The sequence below is a fragment of the Bacteroides sp. AM41-16 genome (assembly GCF_003603495.1).
In the GTDB taxonomy this organism is placed as follows: domain Bacteria; phylum Bacteroidota; class Bacteroidia; order Bacteroidales; family Bacteroidaceae; genus Bacteroides; species Bacteroides uniformis.
Genome location: NZ_QTNE01000002.1, coordinates 37324 through 63079 on the forward strand (window position 1 = coordinate 37324; position 25756 = coordinate 63079).

Genomic DNA, 25756 nt, shown 5'->3' on the forward strand with positions numbered 1-25756 from the left:
AGAATAGACCATTTAGGTATGAATAGAGAATGCTGGGGATTTGACATTTTATCATTCTTTAATCAAAATATAACCGTAAAATTTAGCTGTTTTGAAAAGTTTTCTTATATTTGCGGTGTTATTCATTGACATTTTGTTTGAATAGCGTAAAGTCAACAAGGTAATAACCTTTAAAACGTAATATTATGAATATCGAACGTATCATGACCTCTTTAGAGGCAAAGCACCCCGGCGAGTCTGAGTATCTTCAAGCCGTAAAGGAAGTTCTTCTTTCCATCGAAGATATCTATAACCAACATCCCGAGTTCGAGAAAGCGAAAATTATAGAACGTCTGGTTGAACCTGACCGTATCTTTACTTTCCGCGTAACGTGGGTGGATGATAAAGGTGAAGTTCAGACGAACCTCGGTTATCGTGTGCAGTTCAACAATGCCATTGGCCCGTACAAAGGCGGTATTCGTTTCCATGCTTCCGTAAATCTTTCTATCCTCAAATTCCTGGGATTTGAGCAGACTTTCAAGAATGCCTTGACTACATTGCCTATGGGTGGCGGTAAGGGTGGTTCCGACTTCTCTCCGCGCGGAAAGAGCGATGCTGAAATCATGCGTTTCTGTCAGGCCTTCATGCTGGAGTTGTGGCGTCACCTCGGTCCGGATATGGATGTTCCTGCCGGTGATATCGGTGTAGGCGGTCGCGAAGTGGGCTATATGTTCGGTATGTATAAGAAGTTGACTCGCGAATTTACGGGCACATTTACCGGTAAAGGCTTGGAATTTGGCGGTTCGCTGATTCGTCCTGAAGCAACAGGATTCGGCGGCTTGTACTTCGTGAACCAGATGTTAGAAACTAAAGGTATTGATATCAAGGGCAAGACCGTTGCCATCTCCGGTTTCGGAAATGTGGCTTGGGGTGCTGCTACCAAGGCTACCGAATTGGGTGCCAAGGTTGTTACCATCTCCGGTCCAGACGGTTACATCTACGATCCGAATGGTATCAGTGGCGAAAAGATAGATTATATGCTGGAACTCCGGTCATCGGGCAACGATATCGTAGCACCGTATGCCGACGAATTCCCCGGCTCTACTTTCGTAGCAGGCAAACGCCCGTGGGAAGTGAAAGCGGACATCGCTCTGCCTTGCGCTACCCAGAACGAGCTGAACGGCGAAGATGCACAACACCTCATTGACAACAAGGTGACATGTGTAGGCGAAATCTCCAATATGGGATGTACGCCCGAAGCTATCGACCTTTTTATTGAAAATAAGATTATGTATGCACCGGGTAAGGCTGTCAATGCAGGTGGTGTGGCTACCAGCGGACTGGAAATGTCGCAGAACGCCATGCACCTCAGCTGGAGTGCAGCCGAAGTGGATGAAAAACTCCACGCCATCATGCACGGAATTCATGCTCAATGCGTAAAATATGGGACAGAACCTGATGGCTACATCAACTACGTGAAGGGAGCGAATATCGCCGGTTTCATGAAGGTGGCTCATGCCATGATGGGTCAGGGAATTATCTAAGAGAGAAACTTTGTTTAGTTGTATTTGTATTTGTGGTTTGTGCTGCCCTACGCCTGTGAAGGTATGGGGCAGTACTTTTTTATTCTCAATTAAAAAAGTTGTATCTTTGTATCCGAGAAACCATAAATGACAAAGAGATGTTACTACCTGAATTGAAACTGAGACGTGATAAAATACGCTCTCTCATGGCTCAACAAGAGATTGATGCCGCTCTTATCGCTTGTAATGTAAACTTAATCTATACGTACGGACGTGTCGTCAGCGGTTACTTGTATCTGCCGTTGAATGCTCCCGCTCGTTTATTCATCAAACGTCCCAACAATATTGAAGGGGAACATATTCATCCTATCCGTAAACCGGAACAACTGCCTGACTTACTAAAGGAATGTGGTTTGCCCATACCTGCGAGGTTGATGCTGGAGGGGGATGAGTTGTCTTTTACGGAATATAACCGTTTGGCTGCGTGTTTCCCTGAAACGGAGGTGCTTCCTTGTGGTACGGCACTTATCCGGAAGGCCCGAAGTGTCAAGACTGAAATAGAGATTGAGATGTTCCGCCGTTCCGGCATTGCACATGCTAAAGCTTACGAACAAATACCCTCGGTTTATAGACCAGGAATGACAGACCGCCAGTTATCCATCGAAATAGAGCGCCTGATGCGTTTGGAAGGTTGTCTGGGTATTTTCCGTACCTTCGGACAAAGTATGGAGATTTTTATGGGAAGTCTGCTGGCAGGAGATAATGCTACTGCGCCTGCCCCCTATGATTTTGCTCTGGGAGGCGAGGGACTTGACCCGTCACTGCCTATCAGTGTGAACGGTGCACTGTTGCAGCCCGGTCAGAGCTTTATGGTTGATATGGGGGGTAACTTCTATGGCTATATGGGAGACATGAGCCGTGTATTCTCTATCGGAAAGCTGCCGGAAAAGGCATATGTTGCCCATCAAGTTTGCCTGGACATACAAGAGGCTGTTGTAGAAAAAGCGAAACCGGGTGCTGTTTGTGAGGACCTTTACAATCTCGCTATCGATATTGTCACCAAAGCAGGCTTTGCCGACAACTTTATGGGAGCCACTCAAAAGGCCAAGTTTATCGGTCATGGCATCGGTTTGGAAATCAATGAAATGCCGGTATTGGCTCCGCGTATGAAGCAGGAGTTGGAGCCGGGTATGGTCTTTGCATTGGAGCCGAAAATTGTTTTGCCGGGCATTGGTCCCGTTGGTATCGAAAACTCTTGGGTTGTAACAGCGGAAGGAGTGGAGAAACTGACGTTGTGTAAGGAAGAGATTGTGGAACTTTGAAAATTGATAATGGATAATGGATAATGGAAAATTGCCATGCGGTTTCAATAAATACGCTGCACTGTTTGTTTTTCCATTATCCATTTTCCATTATTTCACCCTTCTGTTAAGCTGATTATTCGCTTTCGAAGGTTTGGATTTACCAATCCGTTTTCCGGTTGGCTTGGCCTTGTTGCTTCGTTTGGGCTTTATGCCGGAATGGTTACTCGCCTTCATAATATTCACATAAGTAGTAGCGGGCTATAAAGTCCCAATATTGATGCAGTGTTTCTTTTCCTTTCAGGAAGGGAAGTTCCACATCGGGTAGAATTCCTTTGGTCATTCCGTATTTCAGCAGGTCGAACGGACACTCTCCGGGTTGGCAGAACATCTTGTAACCCTCTGCAGCAGCGCGTTTGGCATCGTACATCGGGTTATGTTCTTCACAGAAATAGGCGGCCACGTTGTGGGCTACGAGCATACCTTTGGCGTTGGCATAAATCACGAACTCTTTTTGGTATTCCAGGTCGGGCAATAGTGCGGACCGTTTGTTTTCCCATCCCAAGACATCGACAAAGAAAGTGCAAAGCTCCTTGTAATCGGTGAAGTATAGCAGCGGTTTCCCCTGGCTGTATTCCAGACAGCGGGCGGCATCTTTACTCAGTTTGGTTTCCGGAGTGACTTCCGGCAGCGGAGTAATGGGCATATCCAGTAAATCAAGTCCCATTACCCAAAGGAAGGAAGATTCTCCCTCGCTGATGGGAGCTTCTTCGAAACGTGCATCCATCAGTTCATAGGCGCTTTGGCTTAATGCAAGCAGGTCTTTGTCATAAGGACTGAACAAGGTGTATTCCTTGTCAAAAATACTGAATTGTGATTTCAATGTCCACAGTACGAATGCAATGTCTTCCTGATTTATTTCATCGGGCGTATAATCGTCACCCAGTGGATAGAACGGCAGGTAAGTTCCGTATACTCCTTGAAAGGCTTCGGAGAAAAGTTTCCAGCCTCCGCTTTGGGCAATGGCATCTTGAAAGTACATGCCGAGGGAGATGGCTGCGTCAATTTGGGTACGCAGGTCTTCCTTGTTGAACAAGGGAGAGGTCTTGACGAGGGGCAGGATGCTTGTGGCAAAGTCGAGGTACCATTTGTCCGTTGGCAGTACGTGGGTGCGTTCATTGGCCCCCAACCAATATTGCATGTTGATTGTTGTCATGATTTGTTTGTTTTAGATAAATATTATAGTCTTTTTAATGCCAATTTGATGACTTGTTCCACCGGTGCGCTTGGTTCTTCCTTCAAAATGGCAAGCACTACTTTTTGTGAGGGGGCTTGTGCAAAGCCCAGCATGGTAAGGGCGGCTACGGCTTCTTCTTGTACTTGTGCGTTGGCTGCCGATACCAGTGTACCTATGGTCCCTGCGTTGCCGGCTACAACGCTGCCGGTCTTGATTTTGTCTTTTAAATCCACAATTATCCGTTGGGCTGTTTTCAGCCCGATACCCTTGACTGTTTTCAGTAGAGTGGCGTTTTCCGTGCTGATGACATTTATCAGTTCGGATGGCGAGAGTGCCGAGAGAATCATGCGAGCTGTATTTCCGCCGATGCCTGAAACGGAGATGAGCAACAGGAATAGTTCGCGTTCCTGCTTGTCAGCGAACCCGTAGAGGACATAGGCGTCTTCACGGATAGCTTCATATATATATAGTTTGCATTCTTTCTTGCCCTGGATGGCGGCATACGTATTCAATGAAATATTGACGCCGTATCCCAGTCCGTTGCAGTCTATTATTGCGGTTGCCGGACTTAGTTCGGCAATTCCGCCTCTGATGTATTCTATCATAATTCTTTTGCTTGTTGGCCCCAAATGTGCCTTGCGTACATATCATCTGCGAATGTATGAATTATTATTGGACTTTCACTCACTAAAAAAAGAAAAACTGTGTGAAACAGCAGGGAGTTCTGCCGATATAATAAATTAAAATGCTTACTTTTGCGCCGATAAAGTAGAAAACTGATAAATAAATTCATAAAAAGAATGAAAAAAGTAAGAGCGGCCATCGTTGGCTATGGTAATATCGGGCATTATGTGCTCGAAGCCCTGCAAGCAGCTCCCGATTTCGAAATTGCCGGTGTAGTACGCCGTGCCGGAGCTGAAAACTGTCCTGCGGAACTGAGTGCATATCCCGTTGTGAAGAATATCAAGGAACTGAAAGACGTGGATGTTGCTATCCTTTGTACGCCTACCCGCAAGGTGGAAGAGTATGCAAAGGAGATCCTTGCTTTAGGCATTCATACTGTGGACAGTTTCGATATCCATACGGGTATCACTGCCTTGCGCCGCACACTGGATGCAGAGGCTAAAAAGCATAATACGGTATCCATCATTTCTGCCGGCTGGGATCCGGGTAGTGACTCCATTGTCCGCACTATGCTGGAAGCCATTGCTCCGAAAGGCATTACCTATACTAATTTTGGTCCGGGTATGAGCATGGGACACACCGTGGCTGTAAAGGCCATCGAAGGTGTGAAAGCCGCTCTTTCCATGACTATTCCTACAGGAACCGGCATTCACCGTCGTATGGTGTACATTGAGTTGAAGGATGGTTACGAATTTGATAAGGTGGCTGCAGCCATCAAAGCCGACCCGTACTTCGTGAATGACGAAACACATGTAAAATTGGTTCCGAGTGTGGATGCACTGCTCGATATGGGGCATGGGGTAAACTTGACCCGTAAGGGTGTGTCCGGCAAGACGCAGAACCAGCTATTTGAGTTCAACATGCGTATTAACAATCCTGCCCTCACGGCACAAGTGCTGGTATGTGTGGCGCGTGCCGCTATGCGTCAGCAGCCGGGTTGCTATACAATGGTTGAAGTTCCGGTAATAGACCTGCTTCCGGGCGATAGAGAAGAGTGGATCGGCCATTTGGTATAAGACACAGAAAAAACAGATGATGTGTTTGGCTCAAACGCATCGTCTGCTTGCCCCGAACACATCATCTGTTTGATGTAAATGCATCATCCGTTCTACTGCGAATGGATGATGCGTTTTTTTATGTCTTGTTCTTTAAAAGAAATACCTCAGTATATCGTTGAAGTTTGCCCAAATCAGCAAACCGAACAAGAGGAACATGCCCACCATCTGTGCACGTTCCATAAACTTGTCGCTGGGCTTGCGGCGTGCAATGATTTCGTAAATGAGGAATAACACGTGTCCGCCGTCCAGTGCGGGGATGGGCAGAATATTCATAAAGGCAAGGATGATGGAGAGGAATGCCGTCATGTACCAGAACTGGTGCCAGTCCCACGTGGCGGGGAAAATACTGCCGATGGTTCCGAAACCTCCGAGTTGCTTGGCTCCTTCCTTGGAGAAGAGATATTTCATCTGGCCTACGTAGCCTTTCAGAGTCTTTACCCCCAAAGATACGCCGGCAGGGAAAGAGGAAAGGAAACTGTATTCCTTACGGACAACGGGCAGCAGCTTGTCGGTTGCCGTACGTGCTGCTACGCCTATTTCATAGTCGGCATTGGTCATCATGCTCAAGGTGTCTGTCACACCGTTACGGACGTATGTCAAGGTTACCTCATGGGATGCATTGGCTTTCTTGCGCTTCAGCATCTCTTCTTTGAAGTCGTAGTAGGCTATTGACTTTCCATCCAAGTGGGTGATGCTGTCACCTACTTGCAGACCGGCGGAAGCGGCAGGGTATCCTACAATCAGGCTGTCGACTACATAAGGGAAACGGAAACTGGCGAAACGCACGCTGTCTGCCAGCAAGCGGTTCATCATGTCTTCGGGGATGTAGACTGAAGCAGCTTCCCCATCACGCAATACGCTTACCTGGCGAGCATCGACAATACTGGTCAGCAGGTCGCCATCATAGCGTTCGAACGGTACCCCGTCGGCAGATATTAGGATATCGCCGTCGCGGAAGCCTATGGCTTTGGCTGTTTCGTTAAAATCCATACCCAATGGGGCTTTTTGTACTGGTATATATTCGTCGCCCCAAGTAAAAAGTATCATGGAATAGATGAACAATGCGAGCAGGAAGTTGAACAATACACCGCCTACCATAATCAGCAGGCGTTGCCATGCCGGTTTGGCACGGAACTCCCATGGCTGCATGGGTTGCTTCATCTGTTCGGTATCCATAGATTCGTCTATCATACCTGCTATTTTTACATAGCCGCCTAAGGGTAGCCATCCGATACCGTATTCCGTGTCACTGTGTTTGGGCTTGAACTTGAATAATGTGAACCAAGGGTCAAAGAATAAGCAGAACTTTTCTACCCGCGTCTTGAACAAACGCGCAAAAATGAAGTGCCCCCCCTCATGAACAATAACGAGCAACGAGAGGCTCATAATGAGTTGCAGGGCACGAATCAAGAATGTTTCCATCTAATTATTTGCTGTTTTACGATTTTTATAATTTTCGCAAAGGTACGTTTTCTTATTTAACGTATCAAATGAGTAGATGTTTTTTATAATTCTTTTCATTCCGGTGTATCTATCAAATCAGCTCTTCTGCTATCCGTCGGGCTTCGGCATCCGTAGCCACATAGTCTTCATAGGTGGGCTTCTGTAAGTAGGATACACGCGACATGGTCTTTTCTATTACTTCACTCATGCCAAGGAACGAAATTTTGTCCTGCAGGAAGGCGGCTACCACCACTTCATTGGCGGCATTGACAATGCAAGGCATATTGCCTGCATGATGCAGCGCTTCGTAGGCCAGGGCGAGGTTACGGAAACGGGTGGTGTCCGGTTGCTCGAACGTCAGTTCCGTACACAGCTTGAAGTCCAGGCGCGGGAAAGAGGCTTTCAACCGGTCGGGATAGGAGAAGGCATATTGGATGGGCAGGCGCATGTCCGGCATTCCCAGTTGTGCTTTCACGGCACCGTCCTCAAACTGTACCATGGAGTGGATGACGGATTGCGGGTGTACCACGACTTCTATCTGGTCGGGACGTACACCGAACAGCCATTTGGCTTCGATTACCTCGAACCCTTTGTTCATCATGGAAGCAGAGTCTATCGTGATTTTGGCGCCCATGTCCCAGTTGGGGTGTTTCAGTGCTTGCGCTTTGGTGACGGTTGTTAGTTGCTCCATAGTGCAGGTGCGGAACGGACCTCCGGAGGCAGTCAGTATCACTTTTTCTATTTGGTTGCCTATCTCACCGACCAGGCACTGGAAAACGGCGGAGTGCTCGGAGTCGACGGGTAGGATGGGGACACCGCTGAAGCGTGCCAGGTCATTGATGAGCTCTCCCGCCACCACCAGCGTCTCTTTGTTGGCAAGGGCTATCGGCTTACGGGCTCGGATGGCATTCATGGTGGGCTTCAGCCCTGCATATCCCACCATGGCGGTCAATACCATATCAATGGGATTTTCGGTCACAATCTGGCAGAGGGCATCTGCGCCGGCATATACCTTGATAGGTAGGTCGGCAAGCGCTTCTTTCAGTTGCGTGTATTTCGATTCGTTGGCTATTACCACTGCCTCAGGCTTGAATCTGCGTGCCTGGGCTATGAGTTCCTCTACGCGGTTATTGGCGGTCAATACGTATGCTTCGTACTGGTCGGGATGTTCTTCGATGACCTGCAACGCTTGTGTACCGATGGAACCGGTAGAACCGAGTATGGCAATCTGTTTCATTTACTATTATGCTATTTACAATTTACTATTTGGAGACTAAAATACGATGTAAAGCTCGGGATTTACGGCCCTGCCCTTATGCCACAGCTCGAAGTGAAGGTGGGGACCGGTGGACAGCTCGCCGGTGTTTCCTACCAGTGCGATGGCTTCACCCCCTTTCACCGCATCGCCTTCCCGTTTCAGCAGAGAGCCGCAATGCTTGTAGACTGACACGAAGTCCTGGTTGTGCTGTATTTCTATCAGATAACCCGTCTCGGCAGTGTAGGTACTCAGTATGACGGTACCGTCTAAGGTGGCCAATACGCTTTCGCCCGGATTGGCGGCAATGTCCGTGCCGAAGTGTTTTGTTTCGGCATTGAAGGGAGATGAAATCATGCCGCGTGTGGGGCGGTAGAAAATCAGTCCGTCTATTTCGGGGCGAGCGGTGATGCTCGTCAGGTTGTACTTTTCTGTCTCCTCGTACTGTTTGCGGAATTCGGCTTCCCGTTGTGTACGTTCCATGAGCGAATCTTCGCGCAGGTGGGTCAACGAGTCGATGGAATGTATGGTATCTGCCTTTATCTTGCCCTGGAAGATGTCCTGGATATTCATGATATAGAGGTTCTGTCTGTTCACCAGTTGCTGGAGGGAATCTACGCGCAAGGCATTCTCCACTACCTGGGCACGGATTTCACTGTTCATATATCCCGGCAGGTAGTTGCGCAGCGGGGTGAAGGCTACGATCAGGGAGGCGATGAGAAACAATACGAACAGCACGGAGAGCAATACGGACAGTCCGTTCAGCTTGGATACGCGCAACGTGATGATATCCTCAAGGGTATTCTCGTTCGTAATCGTCAGTCTGTACTTGAACTTGATGTTACTCCAAAATGCTTTTCTTCGTTTCTTTTTCATACCTCTTCTGTTTTGTCCAAAGCTATCAAACCTTCCGGCAGGTCTACGGTGATGACCTTGTGCTTCTGGTCAATGTCTATGATAAACTCTTCTTGTGCCGGCACCAGCAGTTCTTCTCCCTGATAATCTACCACAAACAGTGTGTTGATGGTCGATGTGTCCACGTCCGTCACTTCTCCCAGCGTGCCGTGATGTACTTCCTCCATACGAAAACCGACGAAGAAGTCCCAACTCAGTTCACCTGGTCCTGCCTCTTCTGCATGCTTTACGGGGAAGTAGACCTCAATATTAGTGAACATGCGGGCGCGTTCTGCCGTGTCCACGCCTTCTAGTTTGACAAGGGCGGTGGTGTCGGAGCGGAAACGGTATTCTTCCAAGAAGAAAGGCACCAGTATACCATCCAGCAGGCAGATTAGGTATTCGGCTTCCACCCGGTCGAAGATGTCATCCGTAAAAGTGAACGATAGTTCTCCGTGAATGCCGTGGGGCTTGTTGAATATACCTATCTTATATACTTCTTCTCTCTTTATCATCTTATTCTATTCTTGTTATTCTTGCTCCGAGCGCATTCAGTCGCCCTTCGATGTTCTGATACCCACGGTCTATCTGCTCTATGTTGTGGATGCGGCTGATGCCGTCCGCACTCATGGCAGCTATCAGCAGGGCGATGCCCGCACGGATATCGGGCGAGGTCATGTTGCCGCCACGTAGTTTAAAGCCGTGGTCGTGACCGATGACAACGGCGCGGTGCGGGTCGCAGAGGATAATTTGCGCTCCCATATCTATCAGCTTGTCCACAAAGAACAAACGGCTTTCGAACATTTTCTGATGAATGAGTACACTACCTTTTGCCTGGGTGGCAACCACCAGCAGCACACTGAGCAAGTCTGGTGTCAGTCCGGGCCAGGGTGCGTCGGCAATGGTCATGATGGAGCCGTCGATAAAGGACTCTATCTGGTACGTCTCTTGTGCGGGCACGTAAATGTCGTCTTCCCACTGCTCCATCTTGATGCCGAGTCGACGGAAACTGTCGGGGATAATTCCCAAGTTCTCGTAGGAGACATTCTTGATGGTCAGTTCGCTACGGGTCATGGCTGCCATGCCAATGAAACTGCCCACTTCAATCATGTCGGGGAGGATGGTATGCTCGGTTCCGTGCAGCTCGTCTACTCCTTCGATAGTCAGGAGGTTGGAGGCGATGCCTTCTATCTTAGCTCCCATCCGGTTCAGCATTCTGCAAAGTTGCTGCACGTAGGGTTCGCAGGCGGCGTTGTAGATGGTGGTCTTGCCTTTGGCAAGGACGGCTGCCATTACGATATTGGCAGTTCCCGTAACAGATGCCTCGTCGAGTAGCATATAACTGCCATGCAGTTGTTTGGCTGAGATTTCGTAGATGCCACGCTCCTCATTATAGACAAAGTCGGCTCCTAAATTCTGGATACCGATAAAGTGTGTATCCAGACGGCGGCGTCCTATCTTGTCTCCGCCCGGCTTGGAAATCATGGCCTTGCCGAAACGTGCCACCATCGGCCCCACCAGCATGACGGAACCGCGCAGGCTGGAACATTTTTTCAGGAACGCGTCACTTTCCAGATAGGCGAAATCAATGTTGGCAGCTTGAAAGCTGTAAGTGTCAATGCCTTTTTTAGATACGCTGACTCCCATATCCCGCATCAATTGGATAAGGTTGTTGACGTCCAGTATGTCCGGGATATTGTGCACAGTCACCTCTTCGGCAGTGAGCAATGTGGCGCAGATAATTTGCAACACCTCGTTTTTTGCTCCTTGGGGGTAAATGTCACCGGAAAGTCTGTGTCCTCCTTCGATTACAAATGATGCCATGAAATTAGTGATTAGGGGTTGGTGATTAGTGGTCTGCATGGTGATGCCGCATGGCATTAATCACTAACCACTAATCATTCAATTTTAGTATTTCCGTTTATTGTTCCGGTTGTTGTTCCGGTTATTCTGGTTGTTCACTTTCGGACGGTAGTTCTGGTCAATACGTTCGGCCATGAGACGGACGATACTGTCTGTCATTTGCAGTTTTCCGTCAGAGAGTTCGGTGAGGTCATCTGAAATCTTACGGTCATCGACGGTATCTTTGTTCCATGCCATGTAGTCTTTCTTCATGTGGTTACAAATGAGCGCTATCAAGTTCTGCTTCTCTTCTCCTTCCGGAAATTCGATGGCTTTCTTTATCAGTACTTCCAGTGTACGGCCATAGTGGCGGTAGCGGATTTTGGTACTGGGGTAGGGGATGCTCTCCGGCTTGGTATTCAGATTGTCCTTGCGGATAATTTCGTACGGATAATCTATATCCAATTGGAAGTTGGCCATGATGGCAAGGTGGTCCCATAGCTTATGTTTGAAGTCGGGCACATCGCGCAGATGGGGAAACATGTTTCCCATGATGTTGATGATTGTGTTTGCGCAACGCTGGCGTTCTGCACGGTCTTCGATTGTCAGCGCGTGGTCTACCATATTCTGGATGCTGCGACCATATTCGGGTAGGGGCATCCGTTTTTGTTGAGTGTTATATTGCATCTTTAATTAGTGATTAATGTTCAACGATTAGTGGTTAGTGATTAGTGATTAATGGGCTACGTAGTGATACCGCATGGTATTCATCCCTAATCGCTAAACCCTAAATAAGTTTCTTTGGCGTGCCGGCTACGAATTCCTTCAAATAGAAGGGTTCGAAATAGGCCACATCCTTGAAATCTTGTTCGGCTATTGCCTTTTCTGCCAACGGGAACATCATGCCGGCAAGCGGGCGGATGCCGTCGATGAAGTGTGCATTGGGATGCGTGATTTTCTCTTTGCATTTGGCTGCACCGTCACCGAAGAAATAGACGGGATGTTGCTCTAAAAATTCTAGGTAGGAGTTTTCGTCCACAATATCGGCTGCAATGTCGCGCACCGATTTCAAGGCACGGTCGTAGATGGCAGCATAGACTTCCATGCGGCGGGCGTCAATCATCGGGCAGAGTAATGCGTCGTCGGGCAACTCATCGTGGTAGAGCAATACCGGTACACACTGAACTTTCAGGGTTTCCAGCCCGATAAGTGGCAGGTTACGTCCATAGCAGACACCTTTTGCCATCGACACGCCGATACGCAACCCGGTATACGAACCAGGGCCGCAGCTCACGGCGACTGCATCCAACGGCATGGCATGGCTATCGGCAAAGGATAGCGCCTCGTCCACAAAGACTCCCAATGAAACGGCGTGTGAAGGGCCATTCAGGTCCTCTTTCTTGAAAACGTTCTGTCCGTCCTCGCTCACGGCTACGGAGCAGGCAGAAGTGGACGTTTCAATATGCAAGATACATGACATAACTTTTATTCTTGATTTTATTGTGGCAAATTTACGTGATTATTTTCACTAATTAAAATAATCGTGTAATTTTGCGCAAAACTATAACATTATGATACAATCCATGACAGGCTACGGCAAAGCAACCGTCGAACTGCCTGATAAGAAAATCAACGTTGAAATAAAGTCGCTCAATAGTAAGGCAATGGACCTATCTGCCCGCATTGCTCCGCTTTATCGTGAGAAGGAGATGGAAATCCGTAATGAAATATCACGGAAACTGGAGCGCGGAAAGGTGGATTTCAGCCTTTGGATAGAAAAGAAAGAGAGTGCGGAAAGCGCCACTCCCATCAACCAGACATTGGTTGAGGGATATTACAAGCAGATTTGTGCTATATCAGAAAATCTAGGAATACCTGTGCCGGATGCGACGGACTGGTTTGCCACGTTACTCCGTATGCCGGATGTGATGACGAAGAATGATACGCAGGAACTGAGTGAGGAGGAATGGGCTGTGGTCTATTCGGCTGTGGAAAAGGCTGTCGGTGCGCTGGTGGACTTCCGTAAGCAGGAAGGAGCTGCCCTTGAAAAGAAGTTCCGTGAGAAGATCGCCAATATCTCCCATTTGTTGGAGACTATCGCTCCCTACGAGAAAGAGCGTGTGGCCAAAGTGAAGGAGCGTATTACCGATGCACTGGAAAAGACCTTGAGCGTGGATTATGACAAGAACCGTCTGGAGCAGGAACTCATCTACTACATCGAAAAACTGGATGTGAACGAAGAGAAACAGCGTCTTGGCAATCATCTGAAATATTTTATCAATACGCTGGAAACCGGAACCGGACAAGGCAAGAAGTTAGGGTTCATCGCCCAGGAGATGGGACGCGAAATCAATACCTTGGGCAGTAAGTCCAATCATGCGGAGATGCAGAAGATTGTCGTTCAGATGAAAGATGAATTGGAGCAAATCAAGGAACAAGTATTGAACGTCATGTAGTATCAAATAGTAAATCGTCAAATCGTAAATAATTCGATGGCAAAACTTATCATATTTTCAGCCCCTTCGGGCTCCGGCAAGTCAACGATTATCAACTATCTGCTGACTCAAAATCTGAACTTGGCATTTTCCATCTCAGCGACCAGCCGTCCGCCCCGCGGAACGGAGAAAGATGGAGTGGAGTACTTCTTTCTGACTCCTGACGAGTTCCGTCGTCGCATAGCCAATGATGAATTCCTGGAGTATGAAGAGGTATATCAGGACCGTTTTTACGGAACACTGAAGGAGCAGGTGGAAAAGCAATTGGCTGCCGGACAGAATGTAGTGTTCGATGTGGATGTAGTGGGTGGTTGCAATATCAAGAAATTCTATGGTGAGCGTGCTTTGTCTGTTTTCATTCAGCCACCTTCAGTGGAGGAATTGCGCAAACGCTTGGTGGGGCGCGGAACAGATGCTCCCGAAGTGATAGAGAGCCGCGTGGCGAAAGCCGAATACGAACTGGGCTTTGCACCGAAGTTCGATACCGTGATTGTGAACGATGACCTGGAGACAGCCAAAGCGGAAGTATTGAAAGTAATCTCTCAATTCTTGAACGAATGAAACAACGTGGAGGAGTGTACAACCAGTTGGCACCGAGGAGGAAGAATAGCCCGAAGCTGAACAAGGCATTGCTAATTATTAATAGCGTTCTGTTCGTCTGCTCCCTTGTTGTGGGTGTATTGTATATACATCATGGCGAGCCTCGTTCCAGTATTTCAATGTTTCTTATCTCTGTAGTGACGATTTTCAATGCTTGGGCTGCCTGGCGTGCGTTGCAAAGACGTCCTTTGTAAGGTTGTATATGAATAAGAATAAATGAATATAGGAATCTTCAGCGGCTCGTTCAACCCGATACACATCGGACATTTGGCCCTCGCCAACTATCTTTGCGAATACGGGGACCTGGACGAAGTGTGGTTTATGGTCACCCCCCACAATCCGCTGAAGGAAGAAAACGAACTGATGGATGACAAGTTACGTTTGAAGCTGGTGCAGCTAGCCACTGAGGGTTATCCCAAGTTTCGCACTTCCGATTTTGAATTCCATCTGCCTCGGCCTTCTTATACTGTTCATACGTTGGACGCACTGAAACGGACTTATCCCCAACACACTTTCCATCTTGTCATTGGTTCGGACAACTGGAGGCTGTTCCACCGTTGGTACGAGTCGGAACGCATTATTGCCGAAAATCATCTTCTGGTTTATCCCCGTCCCGGCTATCCGGTAGAGGCCACCTTTTTACCGCAGAATGTGCGGACAGTTTCTTCTCCGGTATTCGAAATCAGCTCCACTTTTATCCGTCGGGCCATAGAGGAGGGAAAAGACGTACGCTACTTCCTGCATCCGGCTGTGTGCGATGAACTCAAACGGATGCAGAATGAATCTTTAAACTGAAATAAATGTCTGTATTTGTACGTGTTTTCATATTTATTTCTTATTTTTGAACGTATCAACCTTGAATGCATGGAAGAGTTTTCTTAATACATAGATATTCCTTAATTTAATAATCCGCTTATGAGAAAAGAACTACTGTTACTGGGAGCATTCGGTATGCTGACGACAGCGACGCTTTGTGCGCAAGAGTTTCATTTGCAACCTACTCCCCAAGAATATATTACGCAAAAAGATTCTGTTGATATTCCCCGACAATACCAGATCCTTTCCGGCAATTCCGTGCAGGACGGACCTGCGTTGCCTTTACTCCGTTCATTGATGCCGGAAGAGGTGCTTGGCGCTTCTTTCCGTGTATATATAGGAGTGAAAGGAGATAAGATTATTAAGAAATACCAACATCGGATTCCACGCAAATCCGAAGGTTATTTCCTGAAAATAGAAAAAGACTGCATCGTCATAGCCGGTGCTGACGAACGGGGAGCGTACTATGGTGTACAGACTCTTGCGCAGTTGCTTGCTTTAGACAAGCTGCCTTTGGTTGAAGTGACGGACTATCCTGATGTTCCCTATCGGGGTGTGGTAGAAGGTTTTTACGGTGCTCCCTGGAGTCAGGAGGCGCGTATACGCCAGCTTGATTTTTATGGTCGGAACAAAATGAATGTCTATATCTATGGACCAAAAGACGATCCTTATCACCGGACTCCCAACTGGCGCAAGCCTTATCCTGCTCGAGAAGGAGAAGAGTTGAAAGTATTGGTGAATAGGGCGAAGGAGAACAATGTTATTTTCTATTGGGCCATTCATCCGGGTCAGGATATTCGCTGGAATGAAGAAGACCGCTCGTTATTGTTGCAGAAGTTCGAAAGCATGTACCAGTTGGGTGTGCGTGGTTTTGCCGTTTTCTTTGATGATATTTCGGGTGAAGGGACAAAGGCGGACAAGCAGGCTGAACTGTTGAACTATATTGATGACCATTTTGTAAAAGTCAAGCGGGATGTTGCGCCGTTAATACTGTGTCCCACGGAGTATAACAAGTCATGGACTGATGTGGAGGGGGGCTATCTCACTACGCTTGGTGATAAGTTGAACGAGGGTATCAAGGTGATGTGGACCGGTGATATGGTAGTTGCTACTATAGATAAGTCTACGCTGGACTTCGTCAATCCGCTGCTGAAACGTAAGGCGTACATTTGGTGGAATTTCCCCGTTTCGGATTATGTACAAGACCATTTGCTGCTAGGGCCGGTTTATGGAAACGGGCTTGATATAAAAGATGATATGTCTGCTTTTGTTTCCAATCCGATGGAACATGCCGAGGCTTCCAAAATCTCTCTGTACAGTGTAGCTGATTATACTTGGAATATGGAGAATTATGATAGTGAAACTTCTTGGAAACATGCAGTCAGAGACCTTATGCCACTTCATGCCGAATATTTGGAAATCTTCGCTGCTCATAATTCCGACCCGGGACAGAATGGACATCGCTTCCGTCGTGAAGAGTCCGTTGCCATTCAGCCTGCTCTCTCTGCCTTGTTGAAAGCCTATCAAGAGAAAAACGAGATAGATGAAGATGCCTATCGGCAGGTAGCTGAGGAATGCCGGAAGATAATCGTTGCCGCTGATGGATTGCTTGCGTCGGGAAATGAGAATCGTCCATTGATAACTGAAATAAGGCCTTGGCTCATTCAGTTCAAACAAGTGGGAGAGTATGGTGCGGAGGTGCTGAACATGATACGCCTGCGCCAGCAGAAGGATGCATTTATAGGTAGCTACGAACACGCCCGCGCCCTGCTGGTGCTGATGGGTGAGACGGATGCCCAATATAAAGCGGGCATAAAGAGCGGCAGCCTGCATCTGATGCCTACTTTCAATGCTTTGTTCGAAGCGGCGACAACGGGCTATAATGCAGCGTTCCATGCCGGGCTTGATACAAAGGCTGTTTATTCTCCCTACACGTTGAAGAGCGACGTGAATCAGTTGGCTTCGCTTCCTATTCAGCAGAAGGGAAAGGTGAATACAATTATTCCGTCCAATGAAGTCATCAACTGGCAGGCAGGCGGTGTGCTGACCATTTCGATGGATTATGCCCGCCAGTTGAGTTCGGTGCTTATCGATTTGGGAGATGCGGAGGTTGCTGATTCGAAGTTTAAACTGGAAGTAACTTCGGATGGCACAAACTGGCAGGCGGTGGATTTGAAGCCGGGATACAGAACGCAGGTGAAGGCATCTCTCAAAGATTTGAGCGTTGCGAAGATGAGGCTGGTGAATGTATCCGACACAGAGCAGAAGGTGTATTTCAAAATGTTCCGTTTTACGGAGAATTGATATGGTTCTTGATTCTTAAAATAGAGTTACGCGTCTGGGACGATGCTCCCCGTTGTTCTTAAGATCGGAATGACGGGGAGCACTTTTTTAGGAAGTTATTCAAGGCATTTGTCCAAGTCGCGGATGATTTGCTCTTTATCCATATTTTGTCCGATGAATACTATCTTCAGCATGCGGTCGCCGTATTGTTCGTCCCAGTCTCTTAGCAATCCCGGTTCTTGGCGCATCAGTTCTATCATGTCTTCTTCGGGAGCGGTGGCATACCATTGTCCGGCTTCAGTTATTTTCTTCTGTATACCTGCTTGTTCAAAGAGGAAGGACATGTCGCGGTTGTGGCTGAAGTAGCAGACACCCTTGGCGCGGATAACGCTGCGGGGCCATTTGGTAGCGACATAGTGGTCGAACTTATGAATGTCGAATGCAGGACGGCGGTAGTAGACAAATGTGCCAATACCGTATTCTTCTACTTCACCTCCTTCGTGATGGTGGTGATGACATTTCTCGTGATGATGTTCGCTTTCATGATGATGTTCATCTTCGTGATGGTAATGCGCCCCTTTTTCCTCCTCTTCGCTTACTTGTTGCTCTATGCCACGAATCCATCCGGCGGAAGTTGCGGCACGTTCAAAGTTAAAGAGGTGGGTATGGATAATCTTATCCAGGTCTACATCTGCATAGTTGCACTCTATAATTTGGGCACCGGGTTGCAAGGTGTGGATAATCTGCCTGATACGTTTTAATTCCTCGGGCTGTACTTCTGCTGCTTTGTTCAGCAGGATAATATTGCAGAACTCAATCTGCTGAATGATGAGGTTTTCTATATCTTCCTCATCAATGCCTTTGCGTGTCAAATCATCTCCGCAAGAAAATTCACTTTGCAGACGTAAGGCGTCCACCACGGTGGTAATGCAGTCTAAGCGGCAAATACCGTATTTAGTATACGCTCCTCCCATATGAGGAATGGAGCAGAGTGTTTGGGCAATAGGCTCCGGTTCACAGATGCCACTCGCTTCAATCACGATGTAGTCGAAGCGTTGCATCTTCATGATTTCGAACATCTGCTCTATCAAGTCTGTCTTCAGCGTACAGCAGATACAGCCATTCTGCAGAGCTACCAGGCTGTCGTCTTTCTTTCCCACCACGCCACCTTTCTGTATAAGGTCTGCATCAATGTTCACTTCGCCTATGTCATTGACGATAACGGCAAACTTAATGCCACGTTTATTAGAAAGGATGTGATTTACCAACGTCGTTTTGCCACTACCCAGATAACCGGTCAACAGCAGTACGGGGATTTCTGTTGTATTCATAGTCATTTCTGTTATAGATTAAACTTTCTTGTATATTTATCTTTCTGCCTCTATGGTGTAGGTAAAGCTGTCTGCACGATAGTATCCTATATTGTATTCAATGGGAGTTCCATTGATATCATAAACAAATCTTTTCCTTATTAATATAGGGTCGCTGGATTTGATATCCAGTTTTTCTGCGATATATTCTCCGGCCAACCGTGCGGATACTTCCTCTTTACTGGTTTTTACGATGATGTCATATTTATTTTCAAGTATTCCATAAAGAGGTTGGGTGAAGTCCTCATCACCGGTCAGTGGTATACTCGGATTGAAATAAGAGATGAAGGAGACAAAAGGATATTCTTTATTACCGCGTACTCTTTCCAATACCATACATTTTGTTCCCTTTTCAGGGTCTATATTGAAAAAGGTACATATTTCTTCGGATGCTTTCTTAAAACTGACATGCAATTCGAAGTTTTTAATTTCGATACCTAGCATTTTCATTTCTTGTGAGAAGCTCAACCAGTTCTTTACTCCTCCTATAATACCTTTTTTTACAACCTTTGTACCATGCCCTTTTTTTCTGACCAATAATCCCTCGAATACCAGTTTGTTGATTGCTTGGCGAAGTGTATTTCTCGATATGTTTAATTGTTCAGACAATAAAACTTCATTGGGAAGAAGTTTCCCATTTTTGTATTCCTCTGATTCTATAAGTTTTCTCAGCACTTCTTCTGCTTGAATGTGAAGAGGTTTTTCTGAGTTTGGGTCTAATTTCATGGTTATACTTTTTCTGTTATTTTTTTTAATATTGCAAAGATAATTCTTTTTTTATCAAAAAAATATGAGAAGATTCTTTTATTTTATTTTTAAAGAGTATATATTTGCACAAAATACTAATATGTTCATACATATAATAAAATCAAGTATATATAATTATGAGAAAAGTAAATTACGACAAGTTCCCTTCTACAAAGATTTCGGGAACGATTCTTCGGGGATGGAATGATATTCATACCTTACTGATGGAGTGTTTTAAGAGTAGAAAGGTACTAGCTGTTGAACTCTATGCAGGAGTGCGTGAAGATGAAGTTATAAATGAATTGAAATCGCTGTCACCTACCTTACTTATTAATACACGTGACTTGATGAAGCCGGAGAATGAGATTAAGGAAATGACAGAGCGTTTTATGACAAAGGATGTTCTTTTTGGTTATGTGACGAACCTATCTCTGAAAGACTACTTTGATGCAGGTAAGCTGGAGGTAGCCCGGAAGCAGGTAGCGGCAAATGATAGAGTGATTGTGGTCGGTTCGGGTGCTGCTATGATAGCTCAGGCAGAAGCAACGCTGGTGTATGTTGATATGGCCCGTTGGGAGATACAACAGCGTTTTCGTGCTCACGAAGTAAAGGCTTTGGGAGTGGATAATCGTGAAGATGCTGTGTCTTTACAATATAAGAGAGGGTATTTTAATGATTGGAGAGTTCTTGATAAGTATAAGGAAGGCTTGTTTGATAAAGCCGATTTCTGGTTGGATACGCACATTGCAAACGATCCGAGAATGATTGATAGGGAGACTTTCTTTAAAGGAATAGAAGAAACAATTAAGACTCCTTTTCGCGTAGTGCCTTTCTTTGACCCGGCACCATGGGGCGGACAATGGATGAAAGAAGTGTGTGGATTAAATCCTGAAAAAGAAAATTATGGTTGGTGTTTCGATTGTGTGCCCGAAGAGAATAGTCTTTATTTTGAGGTGAACGGTGTACGTTTTGAATTGCCGTCGGTAGATTTGGTTTTGTTGAAATCTAGAGAGCTTTTAGGTGAACCGGTAGAAGCGCGTTTTGGTAAGGATTTCCCGATTCGTTTCGATTTCCTAGATACAGTAGGTGGTGGAAATTTGAGTGTACAAGTGCATCCTACCACACAGTTTATCCGTGAAAACTTTGGTATGTATTATACTCAGGACGAAAGCTATTATCTGCTGGATGCTAAAGAAGGAGCTTCGGTCTATCTTGGTTTGAAGAATGGTATTAATAAAGATGACATGATTCGTGATTTGCGTGAGGCTCAGAAAGGTGAAATCGTTTTCGATACAGAAAAGTATGTAAATAAACTGCCTGCTAAAAAACATGATCATTATTTGATTCCGGGAGGTACGGTGCATTGCTCAGGTTCGGAGGCACTTGTATTGGAAATCAGCTCAACACCCAATTTGTTTACATTCAAACTCTGGGATTGGCAACGTTTGGGGTTGGATGGCAAACCGCGCCCCATTAATGTGGAAAGAGGTAAAGAAGTAATAGACTGGAAACGTAATACGGAATATGTAAAAGAATATCTGGCAAATCATTTCACTCAGATTGCCGAAGGAGAAGGATGGAGCGAGGAGCGTACTGGATTACACCCGAATGAATTCATTGAAACACGCCGTCACTGGTTTTCCAAATCTGTTACACATCATACGAATAATAGTGTGAATGTACTGAATTTGGTGGAAGGTGAAGAAGTGGTTGTTGAAAGTCCGACAAGCGCTTTTAAACCATTTGTGGTACATTATGCTGAAACCTTCATAGTTCCGGCAAGTGTGGGTGAATATACAATAACTCCTTGTGGCAAGTCTGTGGGAAAAGAGTGTGGAACCATCAAGGCTTATGTGAGGTTTTAACCGGAAAATGGTATTAATTAAATCTGATATAATATGTATAGACATGACCAACGTACAGTAATGACCTTGGATGCAGGAGGCACGAATTTCGTTTTTTCAGCTATCCGGGGAAATCAGGATATTGTGGAAACTATTTGTTTGCCAGCGGTTTCGGACAATTTGAATGGATGTCTGACTGTTTTGAAAAAAGGCTTTTCTGCAGTGAAAAGACAATTGGAAAATGAGCCGGTAGCTATCAGTTTTGCATTTCCTGGTCCAGCAGACTATAAGAATGGTGTGATAGGCGATTTACCGAACTTTCCGGTTTTTCGTGGAGGTGTGGCTTTGGGAGCTTTTCTGGAAGAAGAATTTGGTATTCCGGTATATATAAATAACGATGGTAACTTGTTTGCTTACGGTGAAGCGTTGGCCGGAATATTACCTTCCATTAATGAGGAACTTAAGGCTGTCGGTAATCCTAAACGTTATAAAAACTTGTTAGGCATTACGTTGGGAACCGGTTTTGGAGCAGGAGTGGTGATTGATAATTGCTTGCTGACCGGTGATAACGGCTGTGGTGGTGATGTCTGGATTATGAGAAATAAAAAATATACCGACTTGATAGCCGAAGAAAGTGTCAGTATCCGTGCAGTACGCCGTGTGTACGGAGAACTGAGCGGTGAGGCGGTTGATAATCTGACTCCAAAGGATATATATGACATTGCCGAGGGCATACTCACGGGGAATCGTGAAGCGGCTGTGCGGAGTTTTGATGAATTAGGTGAAATGGCGGGTGCTGCCATTGTCAGTGCACTTCATATTGTAGATGGTATGGTGGTTATAGGAGGAGGAGTTGCTGGTGCAGCTAAATATATTCTGCCAGGTATGATGCGTGAAATGCGTCGTTCCATATCGACTTTCTCCGGACGGGATTTCGATTGTCTGCAGATGGAAGTTTGTAATTTGATGGAGCCGGACGAATATAAGAAGTTTTTAGAAGATACAAGTTCTTGGGTTGAGGTACCTTTTACTGACAAGAAAGTATCCTATGATTGTACTAAACGTATAGGGGTGGCGATTTCAACTTTAGGAGCAAACAAGGCTATTGCACTGGGAGCATATGCTTTTGCTTTACAACAGATAGACAAGAAGATATAAGGGTTAGTTTGCTTTTTAAGTAGATAAGATTGTTTTCACGGATAACAAAAAATAATAAGACTCATTATGAATATGAAAAAAATAATATCTTTTTTTATCGTTGCTTGTTGCGCTATGTGTGCAACTGCTGCAAAAGTGGTATGGCAAATTGGCGTTGCGGATAATTCCGGAACAGAACTGGCTTTGGGCCCTTCTGAGTATAAAAAGTTCCTGGCTCATGATTTTGGTTATGAAGATCGTTACTTTTTAGTGGGGACTTCTGTTGACAAAAATGATTTCCCTTATGTGTTGCCAGGGCCTGATGATACTTGGGGAGGTACATGGAGTACTTCCGGTTGGAGAACTCATGATGCAAATATATTGTTTGGCATTAAAAAATTGCCGAAACATGGCAAATGGAAATTGGTGGTAGACTTGGTGGATGCCAATCCGAGCCGTTCGGTGGTTAAAGTTATGGTGAATTCTGCCGAAAAGAAGTTTGAAATTAAAGGGCATTCGAAAGGAGTACTGGAGGGTAATCTTCAAGATGCCAAGGAACAAATTCTTGAATTTCCAATTTCAGCCAATGATTTGAAAAAAGGTGGAAATATGGTCACTGTTTCTGTTCTTGAAGGGGGCTGGATTGTTTTCGATCAGATACGTTTGGAAGGTGCTGACGAACTTGTTCTGGAAAAGAATAATGAATATGCTTTCTTGCGCAATGTGGCTCCGGCAGAATATGAAATGGAAATGGATGGAGCAAAAATACAGCCTTTATTGGTTGATGTAGAGCATCTATCCGGTAACCCGAAATTGAGTGTAAAATTAGACGGTATAGATGTTTTTTCTGCGCAGTTGGACACGGCACGTTATGTATTTGAAGTACCTATGCCTGCTGTGAAAAAAAGTAGAAAGAGTGAATATCAAGTGTTTGTAGATGGACAATTGCTGGAAAAGGGTATTATTATACGTTCTCCGCAAAAGATACAGACATTTGCTGACTATGTAGATACCAAAATAGGTACGGCACATTCTCGATGGATGATTGCACCGGGACCTTGGATGCCTTTCAGTATGGTGAAGCTGAGTCCGGACAATCAAAATATGGGCTGGCAGGCCGGTTATCAACCAACTTTTGAAACTTTGGGTTGTTTCAGTCATATCCATGAGTGGACAATGGGCGGATTAGGGTTAATGCCTACTAACGGCAAGTTGTTTACTCAGGTTGGCGATCAGTTCCGTCCAGATGAAGGTTACCGTTCGCGTATTGACAAGAGGACAGAAGAAGCTCCGTTAGGATATTATAAGGTCTTCTTGACCGATACAGAAATCTGGGCGGAGGTGACAGCTACAGAAAGAGCAAGTTTCCAGAAATATACCTTCCCGAAAGATAAAGATGGACGTGTAATGATTGACCTTCATGTGCAAGCTGAATATGATTATAATCTGCTGGATGTAGATATTAAGAAGGTAAGTGATTATAGAATTGAGGGACGCTCTCATCAGATTTCTCCTCGTCCTTATGTGTGGAGTAATGACGCTGATCAGGAATATGTAGTGAACTTCGTAATAGAGTTTGATGCACCGATTAAGAAAGTAGGTGGCTGGAAGAATAAGCAAATATTGGATGGAGGCCATATATTTGGTAAGAACTTGAAAGATGCAGGACTTTATGTCGAATTTGATACGAAAAAGCATCCGGTGGTGCAGGCTCGTGCCGGTATTTCGTTGGTGAGTATTTCAAATGCTTCTGAAAATCTGCAAAAGGAAATCTCTGATAGATTTGGTTGGGATTTTGATGCGGTAGTGCAAAATCAGAAAGATGTATGGAATGGTATTTTCAACCGTCTGGATATAACTACCAATGACCGTCTGGAGAAGGTGCGCTTTTACACTAATATGTATCGTGCACTTTGCCGAAATTTGTGGAGTGATGTGAATGGCGAATGGGTGTCTCCGGACGAAAAGGTACGTAAATTTACAAATCCTGAACATGTAGCTTTAGGATGTGATGCTTTTTGGAACACTTTCTGGAATTTGAATCAGTTCTGGAATTTAGTGACACCCGAATGGAGCTCCAAATGGGTGAACTCTCAGTTGGCATTGTACGATGCAAACGGGTGGTTGGCAAAAGGTCCTGCCGGAATGGAATATATTCCGGTAATGGTGGCCGAACACGAAATTCCACAGATGGTATCTACCTATCAGATGGGTATTCGTGATTATGATGTGGAAAAGGCATTTGAAGCCATGAAAAAAATGCAGACTACTCCAGCTACACATGTTGCAGGTGGTTTTGCCGGTAATCGCGATTTGGTGTCTTATATGAAATATAAATACGTACCTATTGAATTGGGACGTTTTTCTAATACATTGGAGTATTCTTACGATGATTGGACTGTGGGACAGATGGCGAAAGCATTAGGTAAATTCTCGGAATATGCTACATTCAATGATCGCGGATATTGGTGGAAAAATGCTATTAATCCGGAAAATGGATATGCTCACATGCGTGATTCGGTCGGTAACTTTATCCCTGATTTTGATGCATTTCAAACCGGACGTAATCACCACTATGTAGAAGGTAATTCTTGGCAGCTTAGCTACTTTGTGCCTCAGGATGTACCGGCCTTGATTGACATAATGGGAGAAAAATCATTTGTGGATCGTCTGAACTGGGGTTTTGAAGTAAGTGAACCTTGGAGATACAATGCTCCCAATGACCAATATTGGGATTATCCGGTGGTTCAGGGCAACCAGCAGTCCATGCATTTTGCTTTCTTGTTCAATTGGGCCAATAAACCTTGGCTGACACAAAAATGGTCCCGTTCCATTATTGATAGATATTATGGTTGTGGCGTTGCCAATGCCTATTTGGGTGACGAAGATCAGGGCCAGATGAGTGCTTGGTTTGTGATGGCGGCTTTGGGACTGTTTCAGACTGATGGCGGTTGCAGTGTCGAACCTATTTATGAAATTGCCAGTCCATTGTATGAGAAAGTGGTTATTGATTTGGGCAAACGCTATAATCGTGGTGAAACATTTACAATTGAGGCTAAAAATGTATCCAGAAAAAATAAGTACGTTCAGAGTGCCACTCTGAATGGTGAGAAGTTGGAACGTTTCTATTTCCCCGCTGCAGAATTGCTAAAAGGTGGAGAATTGATACTGGAAATGGGTGATAAACCGAATAAGTCATGGGGGATTGCTCCATGCTCGGAAAATAAATAATGTTAGTGTCTACCGTC

General features: G+C 45.7%; 22 protein-coding genes. 11 read left to right on the forward strand and 11 right to left on the reverse strand.

Translation table 11 applies throughout. From position 1 onward, the window contains the following. Positions 1–185 precede the first annotated feature (185 nt). Positions 186–1523: an NADP-specific glutamate dehydrogenase gene (gdhA, locus tag DW896_RS02690; RefSeq protein ID WP_117962705.1), complete on the forward strand. Its 1338-nt coding sequence runs from the start codon at positions 186–188 to the stop codon at positions 1521–1523. A gap of 137 nt (positions 1524–1660) precedes the next feature. Continuing rightward, positions 1661–2824 carry a Xaa-Pro peptidase family protein gene (locus DW896_RS02695; protein ID WP_005827001.1) on the forward strand — a complete coding sequence of 388 codons (1164 nt, stop codon included), beginning with the start codon at positions 1661–1663 and terminating at the stop codon, positions 2822–2824. Between the two features lie 202 nt (positions 2825–3026). On the opposite strand, the gene DW896_RS02700 is transcribed toward DW896_RS02695, so the two are convergent. Both DW896_RS02700 and ruvA read right to left on the reverse strand, forming a co-directional pair. Next, the gene (locus DW896_RS02700; protein WP_005826997.1) at positions 3027–4019 is read right to left on the reverse strand and encodes a DUF3843 family protein; all 993 of its coding nucleotides are present in this window, start codon (positions 4017–4019) and stop codon (positions 3027–3029) included. A gap of 23 nt (positions 4020–4042) precedes the next feature. After that, entirely contained in the window at positions 4043–4645 is a 603-nt protein-coding gene (gene ruvA / locus DW896_RS02705; protein ID WP_005833022.1) for a Holliday junction branch migration protein RuvA, read from the reverse strand. A 195-nt stretch (positions 4646–4840) separates the two neighbouring features. On the opposite strand from ruvA, the gene DW896_RS02715 reads away from it, so the two are divergent. Next, a complete protein-coding gene (locus DW896_RS02715) occupies positions 4841–5740 on the forward strand; it encodes a diaminopimelate dehydrogenase (protein WP_044467617.1) in 900 nt (299 codons plus the stop codon). Between the two features lie 132 nt (positions 5741–5872). Here DW896_RS02715 and rseP read toward each other — a convergent pair whose 3' ends face one another. The 7 genes from rseP to tsaB all read right to left on the reverse strand — a co-directional run bounded on the left by rseP (position 5873) and on the right by tsaB (position 12696). Further along, positions 5873–7204, reverse strand: coding sequence for an RIP metalloprotease RseP (gene rseP / locus DW896_RS02720; protein ID WP_055288338.1), 1332 nt, complete (start codon positions 7202–7204; stop codon positions 5873–5875). 112 nt (positions 7205–7316) lie between these two features. Next, positions 7317–8462 (reverse strand): 1-deoxy-D-xylulose-5-phosphate reductoisomerase, encoded by a 1146-nt coding sequence (locus DW896_RS02725; RefSeq protein ID WP_119992864.1) that lies wholly within the window; start codon positions 8460–8462, stop codon positions 7317–7319. 36 nt (positions 8463–8498) lie between these two features. Further along, positions 8499–9356, reverse strand: coding sequence for a M23 family metallopeptidase (locus DW896_RS02730; protein WP_005826982.1), 858 nt, complete (start codon positions 9354–9356; stop codon positions 8499–8501). Next, a complete protein-coding gene (gene rimM / locus DW896_RS02735; RefSeq protein ID WP_005833021.1) occupies positions 9353–9889 on the reverse strand; it encodes a ribosome maturation factor RimM in 537 nt (178 codons plus the stop codon). Before rimM ends, DW896_RS02730 begins: the two co-directional genes overlap by 4 nt. Before the next feature lies 1 nt (position 9890). After that, positions 9891–11198, reverse strand: coding sequence for a UDP-N-acetylglucosamine 1-carboxyvinyltransferase (murA, locus tag DW896_RS02740; RefSeq protein ID WP_005833020.1), 1308 nt, complete (start codon positions 11196–11198; stop codon positions 9891–9893). 84 nt (positions 11199–11282) lie between these two features. Further along, positions 11283–11903, reverse strand: a complete 621-nt coding sequence (locus DW896_RS02745; RefSeq protein WP_005826977.1) for a DUF4290 domain-containing protein — start codon at positions 11901–11903, stop codon at positions 11283–11285. 100 nt (positions 11904–12003) lie between these two features. After that, the gene (tsaB, locus tag DW896_RS02750) at positions 12004–12696 is read right to left on the reverse strand and encodes a tRNA (adenosine(37)-N6)-threonylcarbamoyltransferase complex dimerization subunit type 1 TsaB (protein ID WP_008665164.1); all 693 of its coding nucleotides are present in this window, start codon (positions 12694–12696) and stop codon (positions 12004–12006) included. Between the two features lie 91 nt (positions 12697–12787). Between tsaB and DW896_RS02755 the strand changes: the two genes are divergently transcribed. The 5 genes from DW896_RS02755 to DW896_RS02775 all read left to right on the forward strand — a co-directional run bounded on the left by DW896_RS02755 (position 12788) and on the right by DW896_RS02775 (position 17431). Beyond that, the gene (locus DW896_RS02755) at positions 12788–13672 is read left to right on the forward strand and encodes a YicC/YloC family endoribonuclease (RefSeq protein WP_005826974.1); all 885 of its coding nucleotides are present in this window, start codon (positions 12788–12790) and stop codon (positions 13670–13672) included. Positions 13673–13708: 36 nt separating this feature from the next. Then, positions 13709–14272, forward strand: coding sequence for a guanylate kinase (gmk, locus tag DW896_RS02760; RefSeq protein WP_119992865.1), 564 nt, complete (start codon positions 13709–13711; stop codon positions 14270–14272). Further along, positions 14269–14505, forward strand: a complete 237-nt coding sequence (locus DW896_RS02765) for a hypothetical protein (RefSeq protein WP_005826972.1) — start codon at positions 14269–14271, stop codon at positions 14503–14505. The genes gmk and DW896_RS02765 overlap by 4 nt, the downstream gene beginning before the upstream one ends. A gap of 22 nt (positions 14506–14527) precedes the next feature. Next, positions 14528–15106, forward strand: coding sequence for a nicotinate (nicotinamide) nucleotide adenylyltransferase (nadD, locus tag DW896_RS02770; protein WP_117652714.1), 579 nt, complete (start codon positions 14528–14530; stop codon positions 15104–15106). Positions 15107–15226: 120 nt separating this feature from the next. Further along, the gene (locus tag DW896_RS02775; RefSeq protein ID WP_117652713.1) at positions 15227–17431 is read left to right on the forward strand and encodes a beta-N-acetylglucosaminidase; all 2205 of its coding nucleotides are present in this window, start codon (positions 15227–15229) and stop codon (positions 17429–17431) included. 95 nt (positions 17432–17526) lie between these two features. On the opposite strand, the gene DW896_RS02780 is transcribed toward DW896_RS02775, so the two are convergent. After that, the gene (locus tag DW896_RS02780; RefSeq protein WP_117652723.1) at positions 17527–18741 is read right to left on the reverse strand and encodes a GTP-binding protein; all 1215 of its coding nucleotides are present in this window, start codon (positions 18739–18741) and stop codon (positions 17527–17529) included. 36 nt (positions 18742–18777) lie between these two features. Continuing rightward, on the reverse strand, positions 18778–19506 hold the full coding sequence (locus tag DW896_RS02785; protein ID WP_009038010.1) for a GntR family transcriptional regulator: 729 nt from the start codon (positions 19504–19506) through the stop codon (positions 18778–18780). Between the two features lie 158 nt (positions 19507–19664). Here DW896_RS02785 and DW896_RS02790 point away from each other — a divergent pair, with 158 nt between their 5' ends. The 3 genes from DW896_RS02790 to DW896_RS02800 all read left to right on the forward strand — a co-directional run bounded on the left by DW896_RS02790 (position 19665) and on the right by DW896_RS02800 (position 25739). Further along, a complete protein-coding gene (locus DW896_RS02790) occupies positions 19665–21392 on the forward strand; it encodes a class I mannose-6-phosphate isomerase (RefSeq protein WP_009038011.1) in 1728 nt (575 codons plus the stop codon). Positions 21393–21425: 33 nt separating this feature from the next. Further along, a complete protein-coding gene (locus DW896_RS02795) occupies positions 21426–22529 on the forward strand; it encodes an ROK family protein (RefSeq protein WP_117588442.1) in 1104 nt (367 codons plus the stop codon). 72 nt (positions 22530–22601) lie between these two features. Continuing rightward, positions 22602–25739, forward strand: a complete 3138-nt coding sequence (locus DW896_RS02800) for a GH92 family glycosyl hydrolase (protein ID WP_199600412.1) — start codon at positions 22602–22604, stop codon at positions 25737–25739. Positions 25740–25756 lie beyond the last annotated feature (17 nt).